This window comes from Streptomyces sp. NPDC046862, from assembly GCF_040704615.1.
Taxonomy (GTDB): domain Bacteria; phylum Actinomycetota; class Actinomycetes; order Streptomycetales; family Streptomycetaceae; genus Streptomyces.
Map to the genome: position 1 here is coordinate 15580 of NZ_JBEYXP010000048.1, position 25462 is coordinate 41041.

Annotated in this window: 5 protein-coding genes; 4 read left to right on the forward strand and 1 reads right to left on the reverse strand. The window is 68.5% G+C overall.

The annotated features are described in order from the left end of the window. Window positions 1-3: 3 nt before the first annotated feature. Window positions 4-20397, forward strand: coding sequence for an AAA family ATPase (locus AB0959_RS39170; protein WP_366831553.1), 20394 nt, complete (start codon window positions 4-6; stop codon window positions 20395-20397). A 36-nt stretch (window positions 20398-20433) separates the two neighbouring features. On the opposite strand, the gene AB0959_RS39175 is transcribed toward AB0959_RS39170, so the two are convergent. Beyond that, window positions 20434-21846 (reverse strand): hypothetical protein, encoded by a 1413-nt coding sequence (locus tag AB0959_RS39175; RefSeq protein WP_366831554.1) that lies wholly within the window; start codon window positions 21844-21846, stop codon window positions 20434-20436. A gap of 330 nt (window positions 21847-22176) precedes the next feature. Between AB0959_RS39175 and AB0959_RS39180 the strand changes: the two genes are divergently transcribed. Genes AB0959_RS39180 through AB0959_RS39190 form a run of 3 tightly spaced genes read left to right on the forward strand, consistent with a single transcriptional unit; the run spans window position 22177 to window position 25147 of the window. Continuing rightward, window positions 22177-22617 (forward strand): hypothetical protein, encoded by a 441-nt coding sequence (locus AB0959_RS39180; RefSeq protein ID WP_366831555.1) that lies wholly within the window; start codon window positions 22177-22179, stop codon window positions 22615-22617. 11 nt (window positions 22618-22628) lie between these two features. Continuing rightward, entirely contained in the window at window positions 22629-23822 is a 1194-nt protein-coding gene (locus AB0959_RS39185) for a hypothetical protein (protein WP_366831556.1), read from the forward strand. Continuing rightward, on the forward strand, window positions 23819-25147 hold the full coding sequence (locus AB0959_RS39190) for a DUF1173 family protein (protein ID WP_366831557.1): 1329 nt from the start codon (window positions 23819-23821) through the stop codon (window positions 25145-25147). Before AB0959_RS39185 ends, AB0959_RS39190 begins: the two co-directional genes overlap by 4 nt. The last annotated feature ends 315 nt before the right edge of the window (window positions 25148-25462 follow it).

Here is a 25462-nt window from a genome sequence, read left to right on the forward strand (position 1 = left end):
GCCGTGCACGTTGTCCTCCGGCTGCGGGCGGAGGACCGGCCGGCCACCGAGGCCGAGCGACAGGTGCTCAGGGACTGGACGGGCTGGGGCGCCACCCCGTACCTGTTCGACGAGCGGAAACGGTTCGCGGCGCAGTTCGCGGCCGAACGTGCCCATCTGCGGGAAGTGCTCACCGAAGACGAGTACGCCAAGGCCCGTGCCTCGACCCTGAACGCGCATTACACCGATCCGGCCTATGCCCGCGTCGTCTGGCAGGCCCTGCAGCGGTTCGGCGTGCGGGCCGGAACGGGTCTGCGGGTGCTGGAGCCGGGGGTGGGCGCAGGGCGCTTCCTCGCTGATGCCCCCGCCGACGCCGAGATCGTCGGCGTCGAGGTCGACCCCATCACGGCGGCCGTCGCCCAGGCCCTCTACCCGAATGCTCAGATCATCCCCGAGTCCTTCGCCGACACCCGGCCGCCGGAAGAGGACTTCGACGTCGTAGTCGGCAACGTCCCGTTCGGCAAGTACAAGGTCCGCGACCCGAAGTACAACCCCGGTCGGCGCCAGTCGATCCACAACCACTTCATTCTCAAGAGCCTGGAGTTCACGCGACCGGGCGGCATTGTCGTCCTGATCACCTCCCGTTACACCCTCGACGGCACCGACGAGGCGCACAAGGAGGCCCGGGAGCGGATGGCCGCTCTCGGTGACCTCCTGGGCGCGGTTCGCCTTCCGAGCGGAGCCCACCAGGAAGCTGCCGGGACACCGGTCGTGACCGACATGCTCGTCTTCCGGCGCCACGCTGATGGAGAGACACCGGCCCAGGCCGACTGGCTGGACATCGAGCCGATCATCTTGCCCGGCTCCCGCACAGGCGTGGCACCACAGCCCATCGAGATCAACAACTACTTCGTGCAGCACCCGGAGATGGTGCTTGGCACGCCCAAAGCAGACATCGCCCGGCACGGCCCCGATCTCGTCGTGCAAACGGACCAGCCGGTGGACACCGCCCTCAGCACCGCCCTGGAGCAGGTGGCACAGCGCGCCCAGGAGACGGGCCGTACGTTCACCGAGCGCATGGTCTTCCACGGGACGCTGGAGAAGTACGACGGGCTGCTGGAACTCGGTCCCGAGGGCACCTTCACCGAGATCCGCAACGGCCGGCCCGTCCCGCACGTTCCGGCCAAGACACAGGCCAGGGAGCTACGAGAGCTGATCGGCCTGCGCGACATCGCGGTGGCCCTGCTCGATGAGGAGTCCGAGAACCACCTCACCACCCCGCGCATGACGCAGCTGCGGGCCGAACTCAACCGCCGCTACGACGCGTACGTGGGGCGGTTCGGTCCGATCAACCGCTTCAAGGTCAACAACCGCCCCTCCGCCGACGGGGCACAGGACGACGACGCGACCGAGCGCCGGACCTACCCGCGTATGGGCGGGTTCCGCAACGACCCCTTCGCCCCGTACGTCTTCGCGCTGGAGAACTTCGACGAGGACACGCAGACCGCGAAGAAGGCGGACCTGTTCGCCAAGCGGGTCGTGGCCCCGCCCGATCCGCTGACACGTGCGGACAGCCCGGAAGACGCCGCGCTGATCTGCTGGGACCAGCACAACGAAATCCGCCTCGACGTCGTGGCCGGCTTGCTCAACCTGGACAGCGAACGCGCTGCCCGCGAGGCGCTGGGTACCCTCGTCTACGACGACCCGGACGGCGGTCTGGTCCGCCGCATGGAGTACCTGTCGGGCAACGTCCGCCGCAAGCTCGCGGCAGCCGAGAAGTCCGCGGCCAAGGACCCCAAGTACGCCGTCAACGTCGAAGCCCTGCGCGAGGTCATCCCACGCGACCTGCAGCCCTCCGAGATCGAAAGCCGGCTCGGCGCCGCATGGGTCAGCGCCAAGTACGTGCAGCAGTTCCTGCGCGAGATCCTCGAAGACGACGACATCAAGGTCAGCAACCTGGGTGCCCGTTGGAGCGTCAAGGGCGGAGACACCGGCAGCCTGCTGGCCCGCACCGTGTGGGGCACCCAGGCCCGCTCCGCACAGGCCCTGGCGGGCAACCTGCTCAACAACCAGGAAATCCTCGTCACCAAGAAACTGCCGCCCGACGGGCCGGTGGTGACCGACCAGAAGGCGACGGCGTTCGCCCTGGCGAAGTCCAAGCAGCTGGACGACCGCTTCCGGATGTGGCTCTGGGAAGACCCCGACCGGGCCGAGACCCTGCTGCGGTACTACAACGACCGCTACAACGCCATCGTCCCGCCGAACTACAACGGTGTGCAGATCACGGCCCCGGGACTGTCCAAGGCCTACACCCTGCATCCCCACCAGAAGGCCGCGGTCGCCCGGATCCGCGCCAGCAAGCACGGCGTCGGGCTCTACCACGGCACCGGCGCAGGCAAGACGCTCGAAATGATCGTCGGCGGGATGGAGCTGACCCGGCTCGGCCTGGCCAAGAAGCCGGTCTATGCCGTGCCCAAGGGCGTCCTGGGGCAGTTCCAGCGCGAATTCCTCCAGGCCTACCCCCGGGCCCGGATCCTCGTCGCCGACTCCTCCGACCTCACCGGGCAGCGCCGTCACCAGTTCGTCGCCCGCTGGTCGACCGGCAACTGGGACGCGGTCATCATCAGCCACACCGCGTTCAAGAAGATCCCGATGTCCAAAGCGGCCCGCCTGGATTACATCAACCATGAGGTCAAGCGCCTGGAGGCGCACCTGGACAACGCTGACGGCGGCGACAAGTACACCGTCAAGGACATCGAGAACCAGATCGCCACCTTGAAGGGGCGGATCGAGGACGAACTCAAGACGCCGGGCGACAGCGGTGTGGAGTTCGAGCGGACCGGCAGCACCTACATCTTCTACGACGAAGCCCACACCCTGAAAAACCTCCGGGTGATCTCCTCCATCCGCGAACTGGCCCTCGAAGGGAACCAGATCACCGCAGACATGGACATGAAGCTGTCCTATCTGCGCAACAACTACGGCGGCCGGGTGACGACCCAGGCCACCGCTACGCCGGTGGACAACTCCCCGATGGAGATCCTGACCGCCATCAAGTACCTCGCCCCCGACCTGCTGCGCGACGAGTGGGGCATCGAGGAGGACGACCAGTTCGTCTCCACCTACATCCAGCCCGTCAACCGGGTCGAGATGAGCCCGGACGGCAACTCCTTCTCCACCCGCGCCCGCTACGCCCGGTACGTCAACCAGACCGAACTCAAGCGCGTGCTCTTCAGCATCGCCGACGTCAAACTCAAGCGCGATCTCCAGCTCGGCGAGCCCGCCATCATCGGCGGCGAGATGCGGATCCTGGAAGCAGACGCCTCCCCGGAACTGCGCCAGGTGATGCAGTCGCTCGGCCAGCGCATGATGGGCATCCGACTCGGCCAGCCCGACATGAAGTACAACCGCAAGGGCAAGCTGGTCGAGGACAACACCCTGTGGATCTCCACAGACGGTCGTCTGGCCTCGCTCGACGTGCGCCTGGTCAACAGGACCACCGACGAAGCCCAAAAGGTCGACGTCGCCGCCGACGAGCTGTTCCGGCTCTGGCAGCTGCACAAGGACGACGTCTACTACGACGAGGACGGCAACGAGGAACCCAACCGCGGCAGCCTGCAACTCGCCTTCTGCGACCTTGGCGTGCCCGGTCCGGACAAGGAGTTCGTGTTCTACGAGGCGCTGCGTGAGGCGCTGACCGCCCGCGGCATGCCGGGCAGCCTCATCCGCTTCGACCAAGAGGCGAAAAACCCGCAGCAGAAGGCCCGGCTCGACAAGGACGCCCGCGACGGGCGGGTCGCGGTGCTGGTCGGCAGCCGTTCCGGCCTGGGCACGGGCCGCAACCTGCAAAAGCGCGTCATCCACGTGATGCAGATCGACCCCACCTGGAAGGCCACACCGATCATCCAGAGCCTGGGGCGAGGCAAGCGCCAGGGCAACCAGAACAAAGCGATCCACCACACCGCCATCGTCACCAAGAAGTCGTACGACCCGTTCCTGTGGCAGAAGGTCGCCACCAAGCAGGCGTTCGCCGAGGCCATCCTCGATGTCAACGACACCAGCCGCATCCTGGAGGCTGCCGAGGACGGCGACGACGGCCGCATCCCCGCCGGCGTGATGTTCGCCGTCGCCGCCGACAAGCCAGAGCTGGAACAGCTGGAGCGCGTCGAGGGCCAGCTCGCCAAGCTGAAGCTGGAACAGCAGATGTGGCATGACGAGCAGTTCGCCTATCAGGTCACCGGCGAGCAGGGGCGGCGGCGCGCCAAGGACCTGAAGGCCCGCATGCAGGAGGCCGCGACCGCCATGGAGCGGCGCACCGACACCCGCGGCGAGGCCTTCACCATGACGGTCGAGGGACGCACGTTCGACGAGCGCAGGGAGGCCGGCGAGGCGCTGGCCCAGCGTCTGGAACGGCTTGCCCGCTCCTCGGTGGGCACCGGCATGCAGCAGGACGCCGTCGTCGGCGAGCTGGGCGGGTTCCCGGTCTTCGCCGTCACGCAGCGCAGCTTCGAGGGCATGTACGTGGAGCTGCACTTCCAGGGCGCTCCCGTCGACCCGGTCCGGTTGACCGCGAGCGGGCTGGCCAACCAGGACCGCGTCGGTCTGATCCGCCGCTTGGAGAACACGCTGGACAGCCTGGAATCCGTCCACGCCAAGGCACAGGAGCACATAGCCCGCATCGAGGCGAACATCGAGCGGGCCAAGGAACTGGTCGGCAAGCCCTTCCCACAGCAAGCCGAACTCGACAAGATCGAGGCTCAGCACCGGAAGTTGACGAAAGCCCTCGGCGTCCAGGCAGCCGCGGAGGCGAGCGAACCGGCAGTCCACGACGCGGAGGTCACCGAACCCGGCGCCGACCTGGTCGACGCCGCGGTCCACGACGCCATGGTCATGGCCGGCGGTTCTGCCGATGGCTGGGTGGAGGTCGATCCGGCCAGCCTTACGACCGCTGATCTGAGTGATACCACCCGCGGCCTCCTGGACGCGCTGGCCGACGGCTCGGGTGCCGGGGACAGCCCCGCCGCTGGCTCCGGGGCCGGAACTTCGGCACACACCGCGCCGCCCGGCGTGGGCGGAGGACCTGACCGCGTCGCTTCGGCCCCGCCGCCGTACCCCGATGAAGCCGCCGCCGTGGCAGGTGAGGACGCAGTCCTGGCGGCCTTCGCCACCTGGCAGAATCTTGACGTCGTCGACGGGATGGCCGGCCGAGGCCAGGACCTGGCACGCCAGATGGAGGAAACCGGTCTCGCGCTGGCCGAGGCCCTGCAACACGCGCGTGCGACCGCCTCCGAGGACCCTGCGACCGGAGGCGACCCCTGGGCCCTGGCTCTCTTCCATGATCTCGCCCGCGCCAGCGAGGACTTCCTGTCCGACCTGGACTCTCCCAGGGTCAGGCTCAACGAGGCCGGGCGCGCGATGCGGGACCTCACCAAGCAGGTGTCCCGGGCCTCCAGCGAGCACACCTCCCGCGCCGCACCGCTGGAAGGCCGAGGGCGCCCTGCAGAGCCGACACCAGCAACACCAAATCCGTCACTCTCACTCCAACCGGCGCCCAGCACTCCGGCACACGATGCGAGCGGACCGTTCGACCCCGACCGCTGGTATCAGCACACGATGCTCGGCGGGACACTCAGCGACTCGCGCGGCACGTTCCTCAACGACATCGCCGCGAACCTCGGCACCGAGGGGTCGGACGTCACCATCGAACCGGACGCCACAGGCGCGGTCCTGATCACTGGCCCGAACGGGTCGGTCCGGGTCACACCGCTCACCGAGGAAATCCCCGTCGGCGTTGCCCAGACTTACGAAGGGGTCATCAACCAGCTCATCCAGGACGCACAGCGGGCCCTCTACAACAGCGGCAGTCAGGCGGGGGACCACTTCGATGCCTGGCTGACCGAGCAACTCTCCGGCCCCGCCCAGGCGTTGAAGAGCGCCCTCGTCGGCGATGACGACGAATCCGCCTTCCGGCAGGCAATGCGGGTGCGCTTCTACGAGGCCGCCCCATGGGCCCACCCGGACACGGCCGACCATCCTCAGCCGGACTTCCAGACCCACCAAGATCCCACAGCCGGCATCGAAGACGCCGACGTCTCGCAGTGGCCCCGCGGACCCGCACCGCAAGAGACTCCTCGACACGACGAGTCCGCGCCCGCCAACGAACCGACGCAGACCCCATCGGCTGACGGAGACGACCTTGAGGACGAGGCCCTCGGAGCCGACGTCCGCGCAGCCCAGGGAACCCCTGGCGCTGCGGACGCTGCGGAGCCGGTCCCGGCGACGGCGACAGACGCAACCGTCCAGCGACCCGGGCATGTTCCGAACGAGCCCTACACCGACCGGTCCGAGTACTGGGCCGCGGAGCAAGCGGCGCTGACCGCCTACCTTCGGTGGGCAGCGGACCATGCCCGACGCCTGGGCACAGGTGACCGGGAGGACGCCCTGACCGTTGCGGCCGAGACCGCGATAGCGGCCAGCCGGACGGCCCGGATCGCCCGACTGCTTGGCCTGGAGTCCGTACCGGAATGGTCCCACCTCCAGCACTTCGCCGACCGGGTCCGTGCCGTCGTCGAACAGTGGGAGCGGGAAGACGGCCGGAGCACAGAGGGAAACTGGGAGGTCTTTACCGGCTTGCGTGATCACGCGTCCCGGTACCGCAGCACGGTGGAGGACCGCACCAGCGATGCCTACCGCCAGTGGGCACGCTCGCCGGAACCCCTCACGCTCGACGAAGACGCCATTGAATTCATTCCCGGGATTCTGCCCTGGGAGCAGTACACCGTCTCCGGACCACAAGGGCTGCAAGCCGGCCCGGTCAGCGGCCGTGACCTCGCTGCCGGTTTGGCCCAACTCACCGTAGACAGCACGGAAGTTGAGGAGACTGAGGACGGACTTGTGGTCTCCGGCCCAGGCGCCGCCCGCTTCTCCGTTCAGCCAGCCACGGCACAGCCGAGCACACCCCGCCCGCCGACAGCCGCAGCGACGACACCGGCCGCAGAACCTGCGATCGCCGCCGACACCTCACCAGAGCCGGACAGGACCACCGATCCGGAGGCCGAGACCGCTTCCGTTCCCACAGCGCCCTCCTCGCGCATTGCTCCGGTCGACGCGACGCGCGACGGCATCGGCTCAGCACTGCCCCAGGTCTCGAACCTCGCGATTGTCCTCGAAGGGTATGCGGACGCCGCGGAATTTGTGGGCGGACGCAAATTCGTTGCCTGGTCCGCCGAGCAGCTCAGGCATGCCCTCGCCCAGCATGTCCCCCCAGGCCCGGATGACGAGCCGAGCCAGGCCACAGCCGCACACCGCGATGCCGCTGCCGCAGCCGCAGCGGTGATCGAGAGTGAGCAGCTCACGCCCGCCGACGTTTTCAGCCTCTACGACCGCCTCGCCGAGACCGCCGTACAGCTCGCCGAGGACGCGCACGACGAGGTGAGCACTGCCGCACAGAGGGCCGTGCGGTACGCGGAGCGACACCTGGCCCGGATGCACGCACGCAAGGCCGACCTCGCCGACCTGCTGATGGACGCTGCTGACATGGGCGAGGACCACGTCGCCGTCCTGAACCACAGTGACCCGCTGCGGCTGACGGCCCCGTGGTACCAAGACCGCGCCGAACTCGCCAGCGCATTGTCCTTCATCTTCAACGACTTCCAGAACTGGCCGCACGCCTACGACGACCACGGCGGCGAGTACTCGGACCAACTCCGCGGCGCCATGCTCTTGCTGCACCGGCCGCACGACACGGTCGCCTCCGCACTGACCGACTGGATGCAGGTCACCTCCTACGCACTCGGCGCCGCGCAGGAGGCCGAGGCAGCCGGGGACGGAGTCAGCCGGTACGCGCTGCGCAACCTGGCCCGCAGGACCTTCCAGCACCACCAGCGGCTTGCGGCACACCAGTTGGGCATGGAGGACACCCGTCCGTACGAGTCTGTAGACGACTTCGTCGGCGGAGCCAACAAGGCGGAGTCCGCGTGGAACTGGTGGATGGCGAGCGATACCGCCAAGGCGCTGCTCGACGGCACGGCTGGCGAATTGCGCGAGGCGAAACTGTCCTCCGCGCGCGAAGCCCTCGACGCGGCCCGGGACGCCCGGTACGCCGCCGACTTCGCCACGGCAGACGACGAGACCCTGGACGACGTCAACCGGCATGCGACCGCGATGGCGCACGCCGCGTACGACATCGTCCTGAGCCTGGATGAAGGTGACTATCGCCATCCCGACGACGCCAAGCGGCTGGGCGACCTCGTCCGGCAATCGTACGAACATGCGGCTGGCTGCCGGGCCTCCACCGCACGCCCGGAGACCGTCGCCGCCGTGCGGGCCGGCGTGGCCCAGCGCCGGGAGCGACTGGACGCCGAGCGCGGCCCCGAGCCGGAGACAGAAGAGACTGTCCCGTCGACCAGCACGACTCTGGAGATCGAGCACCACTACCGGGGCACCGTTGTGCGCGGCACTACCAAGGACGACGCCGACGCGGCTGTACGGGACGCCCTGCACCGCCACAAGTTCAAGTTCAGCCGCAACCAGGGGTTTTGGTACCTGCGGCGGAACATGAGCCGGCCTACCCGGGACCTCCACGTTCGGAATCTGACCGACGAACTGACACGCATGGGACGCCCCTACCGCATGGTCGAGGAGCCCCAGCAGGAAACGTCTCCCGAGATCGTCATCCCTGTTGGCGAGCCATACGCGTCGAAGGAGGAAGCCCAGCAGGACTTCTGGGAGATGTACGGCGCACTGTCGCGGCTGAAGGACACACCGGCGGGCCGACGACTGATCGGACGGGGCCTCACTGACCAAGGAGTGCAGACCCGACCGGACGGCCAGGCGGTGTGGCTGGCCATGGAGGAACTGTGCGACGGGCCAGTGGGTCGGGCGCGCGACCCGTTCATCCATCCGGCCGACACCGTGGTCGATCGCTGTACCAAGCTCGCGCATGCCGTCCTGGTCCTCGCCCAGAACTTGGAGGAGGAGCGCTACCGGGCGCCCGTGGTGATGGGCCACTTCCGCACGATGAAGCAGTACGCCGTGCAGTTGGCCTCGCGTATCAACGCCACCGCCCAACAGGGAGACTACTGGCAGGAGGTCTTCGGGACTCCCGCCCTCCTGGCAGCACAGACTGCGGGCGAACGCTCGGACCCGGTAGGAGAAGAGCCCGCCCCGGCACCGAGCAGCCCCCGTCATCCCGACGCGCTTGAGGACGAGCAGGCCTCCCTGCCGACCGGCGAAGAAGACGCCGACACGGACATCGGCCACGCGGCTGCGCATCGGCCGGCAGAGGTGCAGCAGCGGCACATCGAGATCACCGTGGCGGCCAGGAGCTCTGCGGGACACCTGCTGGTCAACGTCGCCATCCCCGCCGAGCGCACCGGCGCCGCCCAAGAGGTTCCCGACCTGCGTGGCGCCGACATACCCGGCTTGACACTGCCCGCTCACACCGCCCTGCCCCTCCTCGTACGACCGGCGAAGCTCTCCGACTCACTCGTGTCCGACGAGGAGGTCGACGCCTGGCTCAGCGAGCACCTGCCCGACAGCCCGGTAGCACCGGCCTGGAACGCACCCGCCGTACGCGCGGTGATCCAGCGGACGGTCCGTGATCTGCTGCGCGACTCCATGGCCCCCGACCCCGAGGATGTCGCGACTTGGCTGGTGAACACGGCGAGCGAAAACGAGGCTCTGGTCCAGAGCGCGCACGCCAACGAACAGGCCGACTTCCTCGCAGTCTTCGCAACCGCCGCCGACGAACTGATCACGGATGGCGGCTCGGAACACCTGCTGTGGACCTACCTCAAGGAAGACGGACGCCGCGAGGTCCTCGACCTGGCAGGCCCCCGTGCCTACCGGCAGCTGCGTGAGCAGGCCGTGGCCCCCGTGCCGCAAGAGCCCGGCCCGTCCGTCCCAGATGAGCAGCCGACGGCTTCGCCCGCTGACGGCGAGAGCGATCGCGAGTGGAAGCGTGCCGAGTTCCAGGCCGAGAGCGCCCGCTGGGCTGCCGCGATGCGCGACGACGCCCGGGAGCGGGCCGTACGAGTGGCCCTCGCGGATGACCATCTGCGGGCGCTGCTTGTGGACGGGCGATCACGCGAGGAAGCCCGTCAACTGTTCATGGACTGGCTCAGCGGCGCCGATCTGTCGGCAACAGGCTCAGGAGGTGACAGGTTTCGGGACTGGTTCCGCCACGTCCGTCAGGGAGTCGAGGAACAGTACGCGGAAGATGCCTTCGAGCAGGTGTACGCGGCCGTGTCCGCCGCGCAGACCGATCAGCCCACCGATGCCGGCGGAGTCCGTCAAGTCGGCGTAATGACGCTCGAATCCTCGAAACCATCTGCTGCGGGCGAGCGTCAGACGACCGCTGCGGCGCGAAACAGCAACGCTGCCGAGCCTTCGGCACAAACGGGGGGCGACCCCTCGGTCGGTGCGGGCACCGGCCCCTACACGGCAGAGTCGATGCTGGAGGCCGTGGACCGGCTCCACCTGCTGTTTGGACAAGTGAGCGATGCCCTTCCTGCCGCTCTGGAGCCCGAGGGACCGCCTGGACCGCCATCCGGAGGCCCGGACTCGTGGTTCAAGGGGCCGGCCTCCGTCGAGATCCCCGACGGGTTCGCGCCGTACACCAACGACCGCGCTGTTCTGAAGCGCGGCGATGTGGTGCGTGAAGGGTTCAAACGCTGGCCTGAGTCCAAAAGGCTGTCCTACCGAACTCTCGTCATCACCACGAGCATGTGTGACCGCGACGGCTACTACAGGGCCGCGCCGAGCACGCGAATACACCCACGCGAGATCGTCGCTGTTCCGGCGGACTCCCGCCTTCTGACGGAGACCGAGGCAGACAGGCACACTCTGCGCTTCGAGTTCGGCATGCGATGGAAGGGCGCGGAGGCGATCGGGCGCGCCGCCATCCGACGGAGCCGGCCCTTCGTCGAAGCGGTGGACGCTTACCGGCTGGCCTTCACCGCCGCTGGGGCACTGGCGCACGAATTGGAGCGTACAGAAGAGCCAGGACACACCCGCGACCTGCTCTCGCGCCTGCTCGCTGAAACCGAGCAGCACCTCGTTCGCCTGTCCCTGACTCACCATGCGGCCGAGGAGACAGAGAAAACCGAACAGAACCGGCGGGGGCTGGAGCACGAGGCCAGCCAGGAAGCCCCAACGGCCGCTGAAGACGGGGCGGCGCATGCTGATGAGCGTGCGCGTAAGCACGCCCAGTTCGAGCAGATCATCGCCGAGAGCCTGGAGCGCCAACACCACCGAGCGAGGGAGCAGGCAGTACGGGCCGCTCTCGCGAGTCCGCTTGTACGGATGTGGTTCGCCGAGTCACCAGACGTGAAGACCCTGCGGCCCCGGCTCCACGACTGGCTGAGCAAGGCGAACATTGCTGACGCGGACGGCACCGACGGCTTATGGCGCGACTGGTTCCACGCCAGCCCGCCAGGAGCACAGGAAGCGGTCACCGAACAAGCGATCGCCGACATTCAAGCCGCACTTATCGCGGCGGCCGAACCGGCAAAGACTGTTCCCGCCTCACGAGCGCCCGAATCCAAGCAGGGCGAACCGACCGCGGAGCGGGCTGATGTCAATACTCGCCTGACACAACAGCACCTCGACGGGCTGCCTCACCACGACGGCCAGCAAGGTGACGAGGACGCCCGCCTGGCCATACTCGCGACGCTCACCCTCCGCGACGGCCAAGTCCATGACGCCTTGCTCCTGCTGCAGTCGGTCGAGCTGGAGGCGGGCACCGGGGAAGACCCGATTGTCCATGGCGCTCAAATCGTTCCGCCGAACCGTTTGGTGTCCACCAGCCTCAACGGGCAGTACAGCCCTACTGACCTGCTGGCCATGCCCGACTCCCGGGTACTGCCACTCGCGCGCCCGATCCCCTGGGCAGAAGCCGAGGCCCTGGCCGCGATGCCGCACGAGCAGGCTTTGCAACGGCTGCCCGTCACCAGCCCAGACGAGGGCAACCGGCACACGCCGGAGGCGCTCACACCGACCGAGAGCTCCGCCTCTGCAGATCAGGGAACCCCGGCCGAGGAGCACAACTCCGCGGCGGTGATCGCCGACCCGGAACAGGCCACCCCTGAACAGCAGGTCACTCCGGCCCCGCCCGAACTCCGCCACGTTCAGCAGCTGTTGAGCACCGCCGTCGAACCGCTGACCCAAGAGCACCTTCGTGCGCTGCCCCGCTACAACGAACGCCCCCCGAACGACGCGGAGATCCAGTTCGGAGTCGTCGCCAACCTCACCTTCGCTAAGCGCGTGATCCCCAACGCCGTGCTCCTGCTCCAGGCCACTGAAAAAGACCGCCAGTACGGCGACCTACTGCACGGAGTCCTGATCGCGCCGGAGAGCGAACTGAACCTCACCTCTAAGACCGGATACGCGGCGTTCCCCCGTGACCTGCTTCACGGAACCAACGCTCGACTGCTGCCACTTGAGGACGGCCTGACCTGGGAGCAGGTGGAGGAACTCGTTCGGCTGCCGTATGCGCAGGCCCTGGGCCGACTGCCGCTAGACGCCCAGAACACCCCCTCCACGGGCGCATCCGCTCGGGATACCCAGCAGCGAGCCGACCAGCCCGAGCCAGATGCCGCGCCTCTGCAGGAGCTGATCGGCGCCCTCGGCGACCGCGTCGCCATCGGTCACATCGGCTCAAGCAGCCCAGGGCAAGGAAGGAAGACCTTGTCAGCTCCGGAACCGGGACCTGCCGCCGTGCTGACGTCCTCGGCCGCAGCTGACGAGGAGCAACAGGAGGAGAACGTGACGGCTACCGAGCCGGAGACGGCGGCCGAAGGACCCTGGTCGAGCCGGATCAAGATCGTCAGCGACGCCACCGGAACCTACGTCACGGGCACGACAGGCGCTCCTCAGGAGGATGGCCTTCGCGACCTGTTGAAGCGGGACAAGAACTTCAAGTACGAGAAGGGTCGTTGGCGCTACGCCGGCATGCGCGGGCAGAAAGAACAGGTGCTGGAGGAAGTCCGGGCCTTTCTCGCGGCCCGAGATGCACAGGAAGGCGCGGTCACGGCCGTGGCCAGCGGGAAGTACCCGCCGACGGCCCAGCAGCAGGCGATCATCACCGCGGCAGTGGAAGGCAAGAACGTTGCCGTGCAGGCCCTCGCGGGCACCGGCAAAACATCCACGCTGGTGATGATCGCTGCCCAGATGCTGGAGCGGCGCATCGGCTACATCGCCTTCAACCGGGCCATCGCCGACGAAGCGAGCAAGAAGTTCGGACGCAATGTCACGGCCCGCACCAGCCATTCCTTCGCACTACAGGATCTGCGCAACACCCCCTACCGGCAGAAGGTCTCCATCGCCGGGTCGCGCAACAGCGGTGCCCGGCGGCCCCGGGACGTCGCGGCTGCGCTCGGCATCACCGCCGAGGTGCGGGTCGGCGACCGCGACGGCAACATCCAGTACGTCGGGCCGGAGGAGATCGCCAAGATCGTAATGGGGGCGATTCGCCGCTTCCGGCAGAGCGCCGATGCCGAACTCGGGCGCCAGCACCTCGGGGAGAAGTGGGCGCACGTACCCGCTGCGCGGACGCTGTTGGAGTACGCCCGCCGGGCCTGGGCGGACATCGCGGATCCGAACAGCAACAAGATCTTCTTCGACCACGACGACTATCTCAAGATCTGGGCCCTGACTAACCCGCGCCTGAACTTCGACACGATCTTCTTCGACGAGGCGCAGGACATCAATCCCGTCCTGAAAAAGGTGATCCAGGACCAGGACGCCCAGGTCATCGTCGTCGGAGACAGCAATCAGGCGATCTACGAATTCCGGGGTGCAATCGACGCTCTGCGCGACTGGCCGGCCGACGTGGTGCTGCCCTTGACGCAGAGCTGGCGGTTTGGCCCCGCCGTCGCCGAGGTGGGCAACGAATACCTTGCCCTCCTCGAATCCGACCTCCGGCTCGAAGGTGCGCCCACGCTTGACACGACCCTTGGCGCCGTCGAAGAGCCCGATGCGATCCTGACCTACACCAACGTCGGCGCCATCTCGGCCGTCTTCGCCGGATTTGAGGCCGGCAAGCGCGTGGCACTCGTCGGCGGCGGCCGGGACATCGAAGACATCGCCAGGGCCGCCCGAGATCTCCAACAGGGCCGCCGCACCAAGCACCCCGAGCTGTCGGCCTTCGAGAACTGGAGCGAGGTCAAGGAGTACGCCGAATCCGACGAGGACGCGCAGACCCTGCAGATGTTCGTACGACTCGTCGACCGCTACACCCCCCAGGGCCTGATCAACATGATCCGCGATCTGGTCCCGGAGGACGCGCGCGACGAGGAGACCCGCCCGGAGCTGGTCGTCTCCACTGCCCACAAGTCCAAGGGCCGCGAATGGGACCAGGTTCAGATCTGGGGCGACTTCCCCCAGCCCAAGGAGGACACCAAGACCGGCGAACTCCTCCTGCCCGCGCAGGACAAGCTGCGACTGGCCTATGTGACGGTGACCCGGGCCAGGAAGCGCCTCGACATCGGCTCCCTCGGCTGGATTCACTCTATAGGCCCCATCGCCGACACCCCCCAGGCCGAGATCACTGCCGCCCCGACGCCCGAGCAGGCCGCCCCAACTCCTGCCGCCCTCGCCGCCGAGGCCCCCGCCGTCCCCGAGCCGGCACAGCCCCAAACGGCCCCCGCAGCCACGGAGACCGCGCTGCCGCCGAGCACTGCCGACGAAGAACAACCGGACCGTACGGTCACGGAGGCGGCAGACGAGGAGGCCGCTGCCTCGGTTCGCCAGCCCGCTCCCGCCCCTGCGGAACCCTCCGTCCCCACCCCGGCCGACGGCACCGGCGACGCGACAGAGGAAGACACCGCAACGACCGCCCGGACGGAGCACGGCCCGGAGGAACAGCCTGCGACGGCAGCCCAAACCTTGCAGGACCCGGGCGAACCACTCATCGGAGCCGACCAGCCTTCACTCTTCGCCGGTCCGGCGGACGCTGCGCCCGTTGACGAGCAGACAACGGTCCCCGCCGCTGCACAGGAGCCCGCCGTAGATATCGCGCCCCTGCCCTGGGACGACAAAAAGATCAAAAAGCGCGGGACCGCGGGAATCCGCCGTGGACAGAAGAACGAGATCCCGAACCTCGCCCGCGAGATGCGCGAGGCCCTCGGCGACAACCAGGTACGCGACGTGTGGGAACAGGACAACCCCTGGGCCCAGTTCGAGGAGAACCTCCGGCACGCCCAGAACGAGATCGCGCACTCAGATTCCGCCCTGAACAACCTGGTGACGGAGGCAGCCGAGCAGCTGCGCACGCAGATCGCTCATCTCGCCGCTGAAGCCTCCAACGCGTTCGAGGCCCTGATCGAAGCTCGTGCTGACGACCCGGACCAGCTGGCCGAACTCGACACCCAGCTTGCCCAGGAGCACCGCCTGCCGGAACTCACGGACCCACTCGTTCGCCAGGCCCTGATCCTCTGTCTGGAAGCCGTGGACGGGATTGAGCGAACGGCGCGCAGCCGCAAGCTCAGGGCCGCTGCCGCTCGGGACGCCCTGGAGCAGGTCATGGGGCTCGCCGGCACGTCGTACAGTCCCGACGGCCAGCAGATGTGGCCGAACGTCGATGCGGCTCTGGCCCCGGTCAAGGTGGAACTGGACCGGGCCCGCGAACGCATCGCCGAGCTGTCCGACTCGACGGTTACGGAGCAGTACGCCCGGCTCCGCGCGCTCATCGCAGCCCACGAGGCGCCGCCTGCTGCGGAGCCCCCGGCCGCGGATGCCCCGGCAGCCGTCCCGGAGGGCCGTGGGAACACCAGCGAGCCTCCGGCACCTGCCGAGCAGGAGGAACGCGCACCCGACCCACTGACCGACCGGGACGTCGGTGCGGCACTGAGCAAGATCAGCCCGTGGGACTTCGGCCGGCTGATCTTCGAAATGGACCAGAAGCGGAGGAATACCCCCCAGCTGTACGAGGGCTGGATTCGCCTGCCATCGGAGCCCGGCTACAACGAGGAGGGCAACGAGTTCGCCAGCGCGTTCTCCCGAAGTGGCGCCTTCGAGATCGAGGTCAAGACCTCCGACGACGGCATGCAGGCCATCCGCGCCGGTCGGCTCACGCTGGCCAAGGTCATCGCGTGGCTCCGGTCGGCTCTGCCGCCGGAACGGCGTGAACTGGTGGCCGCAGCGTGGCGGACTGGGAACGCCATGTCCCGTACCGAACTGGGCTTCGAGGTCATCGGTGAGTCGGGCCGCTGGAAGGCAGCCGACGGCGAGCTACGGCGAATCCTCAAGGACACCCAGACGACCGTGATCAAGGAAGCCCTGGAGGCTCACGTCACGGGTACGGCGGACGAACGACTCGCACAGATCCGGGCCGCCGAGAACTGGGGGCAGGGACAGATGCTGCCGATCGACTTCGGCGGCATGCAGGACTCCTTCGCCGACATCGCCGCGTTGGAGCGGGTGACCGCACTCTGGGAAGTACTGCCCGACCGACGGAACAGCGTCTGCCGCCTCGGCGAGGTCAAGCCGGATGACTGCATCACCGGGGTGTCCGAAGAACGGCTGCCGTTCATTGTGCGAGAGCCCGCCGTCGTGACCGGGGGCACATCAGTCTCCATCGCAGGTGACCTCGTGTTCGGGCCGGGTGACCGGCGCCCGTACGTGTGGGAACCGGACGCCGGTCCCGACGACGTAGTCGAGCCTCTGCTGCTGCCCCGGTCCCTGACCGGGCTGGTCGATCTGCCCGCAGACACACCGCGCCAGCCCCCTCCCGAACAGCAAGCCAGTGGCCCGGCGCTCGCCACCTCCGACTCCACGGTGCAGGCTGGCCATGACACGGCCCCGCCCACCACCGATCCCTCGAACACCGCCCCGACCGAGGAACCAGTCCCTCAGAACGAGCCCGCCGCCCCGACCGCCCAGGACGTACCCGATCCAACTTCGGCGGTGCAGGCCACGGACCCAGCACGGGGCACGGACACCACTCCGGCGCACGCACCGTACGAGCTGCTGGAGGAATTCCTGACAGACCTGTATTTCACGGGCCGCCACTACGCGGCATGGGCAGCTTCAGCCACGGGTCAGGCACTCCTGTCGGAGGCTCAGGAACTCCAGGAGGAAACGGGTCTCGCCAACTCCAACGAGGCAGCCATCGTCCAGACTGCATTCCGCGGCGTGGTTCTCGCGGCCACCAGCACAAGCCCCTCAGCGGACCGCGTGCTGCACGCATGTCGAGACCTCCATTCAACTGTCGCCGAGGCTGGGCGCTCCCTGGCAAGCCGCGCGGCGTTCGCGTCCGACGAGGACCGACAGCTACTGCTTGCGGTGTACACCCACGGGCAGGAGCAGCTCGCGCGTCTGCAGGCCACGCAGGACGTGCAACGGCTGCTCGATAGCGAAGACGACGGCGCCTGGCTGCAAGCCGCCGAGGACGTTCAACGGCTGCACGGCACTGAAGGCGACGAGTCCTGGCTACTGAAGCTCTACAAGGAAGCCCGCCCGTCGGGGCAGAGGAGGGCTGGCGAACCATCCGAGTCGGTGCCTGCGGACGAGACGGAGCTCGCTGCCGAGGAAGTCGAGTCGGCCACAACGGAGGAGGCACCAGCCCCAGAGACCGAAACCGTCGCGGGAAGCTCCATCCCGGAGCCCGAGTCGCCCGATCCGGACGAGCCAGTGCGGACCGTCGAGGTCGTCGAGCTGCCGGAGGCGCAGGAGGAGAACACTCCAGAGTCCGCACCCGTCGCCGAGCCAGAACCAGAACAGGCCGCGGCAGTGCCTGCACCAACCGAGCCAGACGCACAGGACGACGGCTTCGACTTCTTCACGGATGTCGTGGGCGATGACCTGGTCGTGGACGGGGTCGTCTACAGCAGCAGTGCATGGGAGCCGGACCCGGAGGAGGGCGTTCGTCCCCGTACCGAGGAGCACGACGAGCCGGTATCCGCTGAGGAACTGGCAGCGATGGAACTGGACCAGGAGTACGAGGCCCTGATCGAGGAGGAACGCATGGCTGCGACCGAGGCAGTCACGGGACAGCCGGAGGTTCCACCTGAGGTTCCGGGGCAAGACGACTTCGACCGGCACTTCGAGGACATCGTCGCCCTCTTGCGGGGTGCTCAGCCTCCGGCTGAGACGCAAGCCCCCACACCGCGACCGCGATTCAGCGCCGAGGATGAACAGCACCTGCGCGAACAGTACGCCGCCACAAGGCAAGCGCTGTCCGGGATCCTCACGAGCGTCGACGCAGACCCGATCCTGCCGGTGGCTGAGGATCCTGCGGTCGAGGCCGGTGATGCCGCCGCCCTCGAAGCGGCGATGAGCAACGCCCAGTCCGAGGCGGGCCACTACTGGGGCACTCCTGAATGGACGATGATCCGCTCGATCAGCCAGGCAGGACAGCAGCTGCGAGGAGCCTTCCGGGAGGCGTTGCTGACCTACGCGCAGACGACTCTCCGCGACATCCGGGCGCACGGCATCAACCGGACGATCGAAGCCCGAACGGCACGGGCCATATCCCACGTGTCGATGCACCTGGCGCGTCGCCTGGAGCGGTCAGGCCAGCGTGACTCGCGCGGGTGGCGGGCGGTATGGGGCCTTCACCGGGCCGCGGCGACCCGCGCGGACCGTCTGACCGGGGCGCTGCCCGCCGGCCAGCGGATCGACCTGGCCGAGCAACTGCGCGGCGCCTGGGAATGGTTCACCGAAAGGCTGCCGGCCCGATCCCAGCGCACGGGGGACAGCACGGGCGGGGACGACCAGGGCCGCGTGCGTACGATGCTGTCGAACAGCGTCGAGTCGATCGGCCGCCTCTACGGCGCGGTCTCCGAGCGGCTCGGGACCCTGGCGCAGCATCCGGTGTGGCGCCGGATCGCCTCTGTGTGGTCCGCGGTGCGCGAAGCCGTCAACCGGGGCTGGCTCGGCGTAGGCCGCTTCATGGCGGACCGGCAAACCCTCGGCACCGGACGGGCGTTGTGGGCCCGGACGCTGGAGATCATCTCTTCCGGCGCGCAGGCTTTGATCAACCGGCTGGCCGCGAACGGCGGCGGGAACGGCCTGCGGTGGAACCTGCTGCGGGTCCTGCGCCACGCCGCCGAAGACCACCTCGCCCACCTTCACGGTCACCTGCCCGAGGATGTGAGCACCCCGTTCGGCACGTACGAATCCGCGGTGGACGAGGCGGCCGAGCAGACGCCCGAGGCGGGCGAGGAGACGGCACCGGCAGCGCCCGCGCCGGAGGGACGCTCCGCCGAAGGGACCGAACCTGAGCCGGCCAGCGAGAGCCTGGCAAGCGATCCGGACCGGTTCCGCCAGGTGGCGCTGCAGGTGGCGGCGAAGGAGTACACCCTGGCACTGGACCTGAGCTACGACCACGGCATCTCGGCAGCCGAGGCCGACACCATGCTGGCGCGCATGGAGGAACTCGGCGTCGTCGGGCCCCAGGGCGAAGGGGGCGTCCGGGACGTCTTGGTCACGCCCGGCGAAGCGGAGAGCATCCTGGACGCGAGCCCGGCGGCCGACGGCCCCGCGCCGCGATGGCAGCCGGTCAACGAACCGCTCAGCCAGGCCTGGTTCGAGGAAGTCAGGACCGCCGTACGACGCGACGTCCAGCCCGATCGCGGGCTGTCCCGCCGGGACTTGATGAGCCTGCTCAACCACGAGAACGCACGGCCGGGCAACCGGGCGGACGCCGGTCGGCGCGCGAACGAGTGTGTAGAACTCTTCCTTCAGGGCCGCGGCGACGAGGTGCCGCAGCACCTGGCGGGCGAGGGCTTCGACTACGTGCGGGGTGAGGCGAACAGGGACTGGGTGCTCAGGGAGGCCGCGCCCCTCTCGGCCTCGCCGGCTCCGCCCAGCCCGCAGGTGGAGGCAGCGGGAGGACGGGAAGCCGCTTCCGGGCCGCAGCTGCCGCGCCGGCGCCGGTCGACGGAGGCCGGCCAGCCGTCGAAGATCGAGGAGGCAGCTGCAGGACGGCGACGGAAGCCGTCCCCCACTGCCGGAGACAAGCCGTCGGTCACGGCGAACACCTTCGCGACGCAAGCGCAACGGATGCAGGACCGCGCGAATTTCGCGAAGGCTGCCGCGATCAGTCCGGCCGAGGAGCGGGCCGCGGGTGTCCTGCAGAACATCGCGGCGAACTCTCGGGCCACCGCTGACCGGATCGCCGGATCGGCATCCGCCGGAGGAACGCCGGCTTCTCCGCAGGCCGAGCTGACCGCCGAGGCGTTCCTTGCGGCGCTGCGAACCACGGCCCAGGCACGGGGAGCGCAGATCCCCGACGATCTGCTGGCGAGCGCGATGGAGGTGGCACAGGAGGCGGTCGCCGCAGCGCCGCAGCGTGCGGCCGGCCCGCCGCCGCGCCCGCGAAAGCCCCGCCCGGCGAGGACGGAGGCGGAGCGGCAGCAGGTGGAGAACCGTGTTCACGGGCAGCGCAATGCCCCGAGCGGCGCCAGCCGTAAGTAGGGCTCGACGATGCTCGGGGCACAGGGCGCTGTGTGGTCAGGAAGCGGGGTAGACGGCGACCACGTCGCGGGCGCGGAACACGCCGTGCCCGTCCGCCGCCAGGTAGACGGGCACCTCGGCCGCCGTGGGCAGGGCCTTGGCCGTCCCGGTCCGCACGCTGACGCGGGCCGAGTCGCGCTCGGGTGTGTCCGTGCCGTCCTGGGCGATCGGCAGCCGCCCGTACAGGGAGGTGGCTTCCGTCTGGTCGACGGCGTGCACGATGCCGTACGCCGTGCCGTCGTCGGACACGGCGGTCAGAACGATGCCCTTGGTGCTGGGAGTACTGGTGAAGCAGTGCCCGTGACCGGTGGAAAGGTCGAACCCGGCCTGCCCGGAGATAAGGAAGTCACCGTTCGGCGAGAGGCGGGTGGAGGACTGTGCAGATCCGGGCTGAAGGGTGAGCGCGTCGGCGGAGGTACACCTGACCTGCGCCTTGATCTTCCCCGTGGCGAGATCGTGCACCGCCAGCGTGGTCTTCTTGGTGTCGGAGAGAGAGGGCTGGTCGGTCTGCGTGTCACTGGTGTGCCACGCGGCGACGATGTATTGCCCGGTGACCGCGAGCGGGATGCCGACGCGCATGCCGCTGGGGGCAACGCTGGTGCTGGTCCACACGTCGCCGACCTGGAATCCGTACGCGCACGGAGTGCCGCCCTGTGCCCACTGGTCGCAGCCGTCCTGCTGCTGGAAGGCGGAGACAACGCCCTGGGAGGTGGCGAAGGCCGGAGAGGCCTGGACGGTGCACGAGCCGGAGCCGCACCCGGGAACCGTCACGGTCTTCGCCCGGACGGTGCGTTGGGCGCCGGTGGCCGCGTCGATTACGACGGCCTGCTCGTGGACTCCGTCGGTCACGGGGCCGACCAGGAAGCCGGAGTCGGTGGCCGTGAAGGAAGAGGCGGTGTCGTCAGGCTCCGTCAGGTCGAGGTGATGCTCGGCGGTCGCCTTGGCGGAGGAGTCGGCCGCGATGACGTCGATCGTGGTGGTACGGCGCGACGTGTTCAGGCCGCTCCCGCTGGTCTTGCCATGCCGGGCCAGCACCACCTTCTCGCCGCCCTTGCCCGCCTCGACGAAGACGCCGGTGCGGGCGCTCTTGAGCGCCTTGGGGGTGAAGGTCCACACCGTCTTGCCACCGGCGAGGGAGAAGGCGCGCACCCGCGAGCCGTCGGCGGCTGCCTGAACGACCAGGCTGCTCCGGGGTGCGACGGCGACCAGGGGGAAGCCACTGGATCCCGGCTGGAGATCGGTGGCCTCGGGGCTGGCGGTCGTGCTCCATCCGGTCTCCGTGTCGAATCCGTCCGGGACCGGGAGCCGGACCGGGGCCGCGGCCTTATGCGTTGGCTCGGCGGTCGGGGCGGCCGCGTCGCCCGAGGCGTCGCTGCAGCCGGCCAGTGCGCCAAAGACGAGTGCAGCCATTCCCGCAGCGGTGGCCCGGCGTGCCGCGCGGCGCGGTCTCGTTGCCGAAGCGCCACGTGCACCGGTCGGCGCGGGTATGGAGCAGTCAGTCATCAAGTCCTCCGTTCTGGGACGTGTATCGCTGCCGGTCGAAGACACACTCTCACACTTTTGTATACCCCCCTGGGGTATTTGGTCGGGTGTTGGCACTACAGTCCGATGACTTCTCCACAAGGGGAAGCCGCCGTTCGGCGACGTTAGAGGTCGACGCTGCTGATGACGGGCGACTTTGCCCACAACTAGTCCATCAACACGTGTACTTGACGCATCACAGAAGGAGAGACCGACCACATGGCCAGCACGCCCCGGCCCGATTTCGCGCGAGTAGCGCGCATGCGGGGCGCCGAGCAGGGAGTGATCCGCGAAGCGGCCCGCCAGGGTTCGATACCTGACGACATCGCCCAAGCCCTCACGGCTCCTGGTGTGGGAGACCACCTCTTGTTCCACGGATTCGACGTGGTCTCGGACCTCGACACGCTCGCAGGTCCGGGGTCGAGCGCTGTCGACGTTCCCCCTCACCTGGTCGATGGCGATGTGCCCACGCTCGTGGACGTGACGGACGCCGCTCAGTGCACCGCGCTGTATCGCCGACTTCTCGTACGCGGGACCGCGAAAGAGCAGGCAGCGCTGATCAACCGCGAGATCCTGGTACGCCTGTGGCACCAACAGCTCGCGCCGCAAGCGGTGGTGCAGGTGTGGGAGCGGCGATTCCCGGAGCTGACCGCGCCATGAATACAGAGGCAATGCTCGCGGTCGCCCGCATCGTGCTGACCGCCTGCGGCCCGAACGGCTACCACCTGTCCGGGTCGCTGCCATTCCATGCCTTCGGTATCACCGGGGCCCGACCTGCGGACGACATCGACGTGTTCACGGACCGGGTCCAGGACACCCAGGCGGTACGGTCGGCAGTCGCCGACGCCCTGTCCGCCCACGGCTACCGAGTTGAGGAAGTCCGCACATGGTCCTTTCACCCGCTCGCGCAATGTGACCAGAACAGCGACCTGCTGGTCACCCACGCCGAGCACGGCAGCGTCACCATTCAAATGGCGCGCATGCCGCGCTACTTCGACACCCAGTCCGCCGCGGGCATGCCGGTTGCGTCCATAGGCGACTTGCTCTACGCCAAGCTGGAAGCACCCGAACACCGCCTGTCGGCAAAGGACTTCATAGACCTCTACCTGCTCACCAGGCACTTGGGGCAGCAAGACGTCGATTCCTACCTGGCCGACTACGTGAGCGGCATGGCGGGGCTTCGGCAGACCCCGGAGACACAGGTACGCCAAGACCTCTACGTCCGGCTGGCACAGGTTGCCGACATCCCGGACGCTGCGTTCGCCGGTTACGGGCTGGACCCGCAGGACGTGACGCTCCTGCGCTCTGACCTGTTGGCCAGGGCAGACCGGATCGCACCGGCCCAACTCAACGAGCAGCGCCTGGAAGCAGGCGTCGCCGCCGGTTTGGAGGGCCTGACACAGTCGGACGTGCTCGCCACCCTGGCCCGATTGGCACGCGCCGACTCCCTTGCGCTGCTGACCCCACCGGAGCTGAGCCGCCGACGCGCCCAGGTTGTGGACAGGGCACTGATCGCGTCGTACGGATTCCGGCAGCTTGCCGAACAGCTCCCCGAGGGCGCACCCGTTCCCCCGGACACCGCCGAGGCTCTGCACCGCATCCAGGAACTCGTTGACGAGGTACAGCGCATCACGCTGGAGATCCAACGTCGCTCCAGGCTCACTGCACGCCAGCGAGCGGAAGAAGCAGCCGTACGGCGTGCTCTGGCCGAACAACTCGATGCCGACGAGACGCCGGACCCTCACTACGCGGCAACGCAGTTGATGCTCCAGGTCAGCCGACGGCGCCGGCACGCCGAGGCAGAGGAAGAACTCCAGCAACACCGGCCGATGACCGGTTCCAGTTATGGAGGCGTGCGGACATGACCGTCTCCGGATCCGCCACACCGCACGACGAGCCCGGCGGCGCCCGACCGGCCGACGCGGACAGCCACAGGGGTGACGGTGCCACTCGCGGTGACCGATCCGACCGCGTACGGCTCGCGGACAAGTCGCTGCCCCTCTACGTACTGCGCGAACACGCCACCGACTACGCCGCTCTCTTCGCCCGGGCCAGAGCCGAGGTGGGCCACGGCCAATGCCTCTGCCGGACACCGGCCCTCCGGCTGGTGATCCGGTGCAGCCGGGCTGGCCGCTACCACCTCGCCGGATGGCCAGGTGAGGGCGAACTCCACGACTCCAGCTGCAGTTTCCACAAACTCGCCTCGGAGCTGACCGGCCGCGAGGCCTACAGTACGGGGGCCATCTCCGAGGACGACGAGGGCGTGGCCATCCGATTCAGCGCCGCACTCGCCCGCAAGCTCAGTGACCCGGAACCGGCGAAGATCTCCACCGAACAACGCGAGGGCCGCGCACGCCGGACCGTCGGCCTCCTTGGCCTCCTCCACTGGCTGTGGGAGTCAGCCCAGCTCACTGCGTGGCATCCGCGCTGGCGTCGACGCAGCTGGTGGACCTGCCACGCACGGCTGAGCGAGCAGATCGCCGGATGCTCCATCAATCACGAGGAGTTGGCCGACGCCCTGTACGTTGTGCCGCCCTTCCGCAAGGAGTACGCCCGCCGCAACACCGCCGCCTTCGAGACCTTCCGCATCGCCCGGCTGAAACGGCGGACAGACACCCAGCGCCGCGGGCTCATCCTGGGCGAGATCAGGGATGTCAGCCCCACCCGGTACGGCGTCCGGTACACGCTTGCCCACCACCGCGGCGCCCTATTCGCCACCGCAGCGCTCGACACACGGCTTCGCCGCTCATACCGCCCGGCGTTCTCCGAGACCGCCGCTGAACACGGAGCCCGCCGCATCGGCCTGTTCCTGGTCGAACTCAGTCCCAAGGACAACGTCAGGGTGATCGACGCAGCTGCCATGCTGGTCAATCGGCTCTACATACCCGCCGACTCCAGCCACGAAGTGGTCATGGCCAATGCCCTCGTCGACGCTGGCCGCGCCTACATCAAGCCCGTGCGGTACGACGGAAGCGATCTCGTGTTCCCGGACTTCGTCCTCACCGACACCCACCCCTACTCCTACGTAGAGGTCTACGGCATCCACGGCAGAGAGTCGTACGACCAACGCAAGCGTGTGAAACAGGCTCACTACCAGTGCCAAGGCGCCGAGTTGATCGAGTGGGATGTAGCCGACTCGATCCCCGACGTTCGGCGCCGGCAGCCGCATTCCCACCCTGGGGCCACTTGACACGATTGGCGCACCGTCCGCCAGGTGGGGGCCGACTACGACACGCCACGCTCGCCGAGACCCCGGCTGTGCACGGCAGACATCGCCGCACCCTCTGCCGATGACTGCTGCTCCCAGTTTGTTGCGCCTCTCGCGATCCACGGCGGGCAGTGCCACTTCGTGGACGACCCGCGCACGCAACCGGCAGGAGCTACGGGCGGCGCTCAGCATGTACGCCGTTCCGTTTCGCCGGACCGCTGACGAAGCGGTGGGACGGCACCACATGGAACCTGCACATGGGCATCCTGTCTGCGTTCTACCGTGGGGCCCGGGACA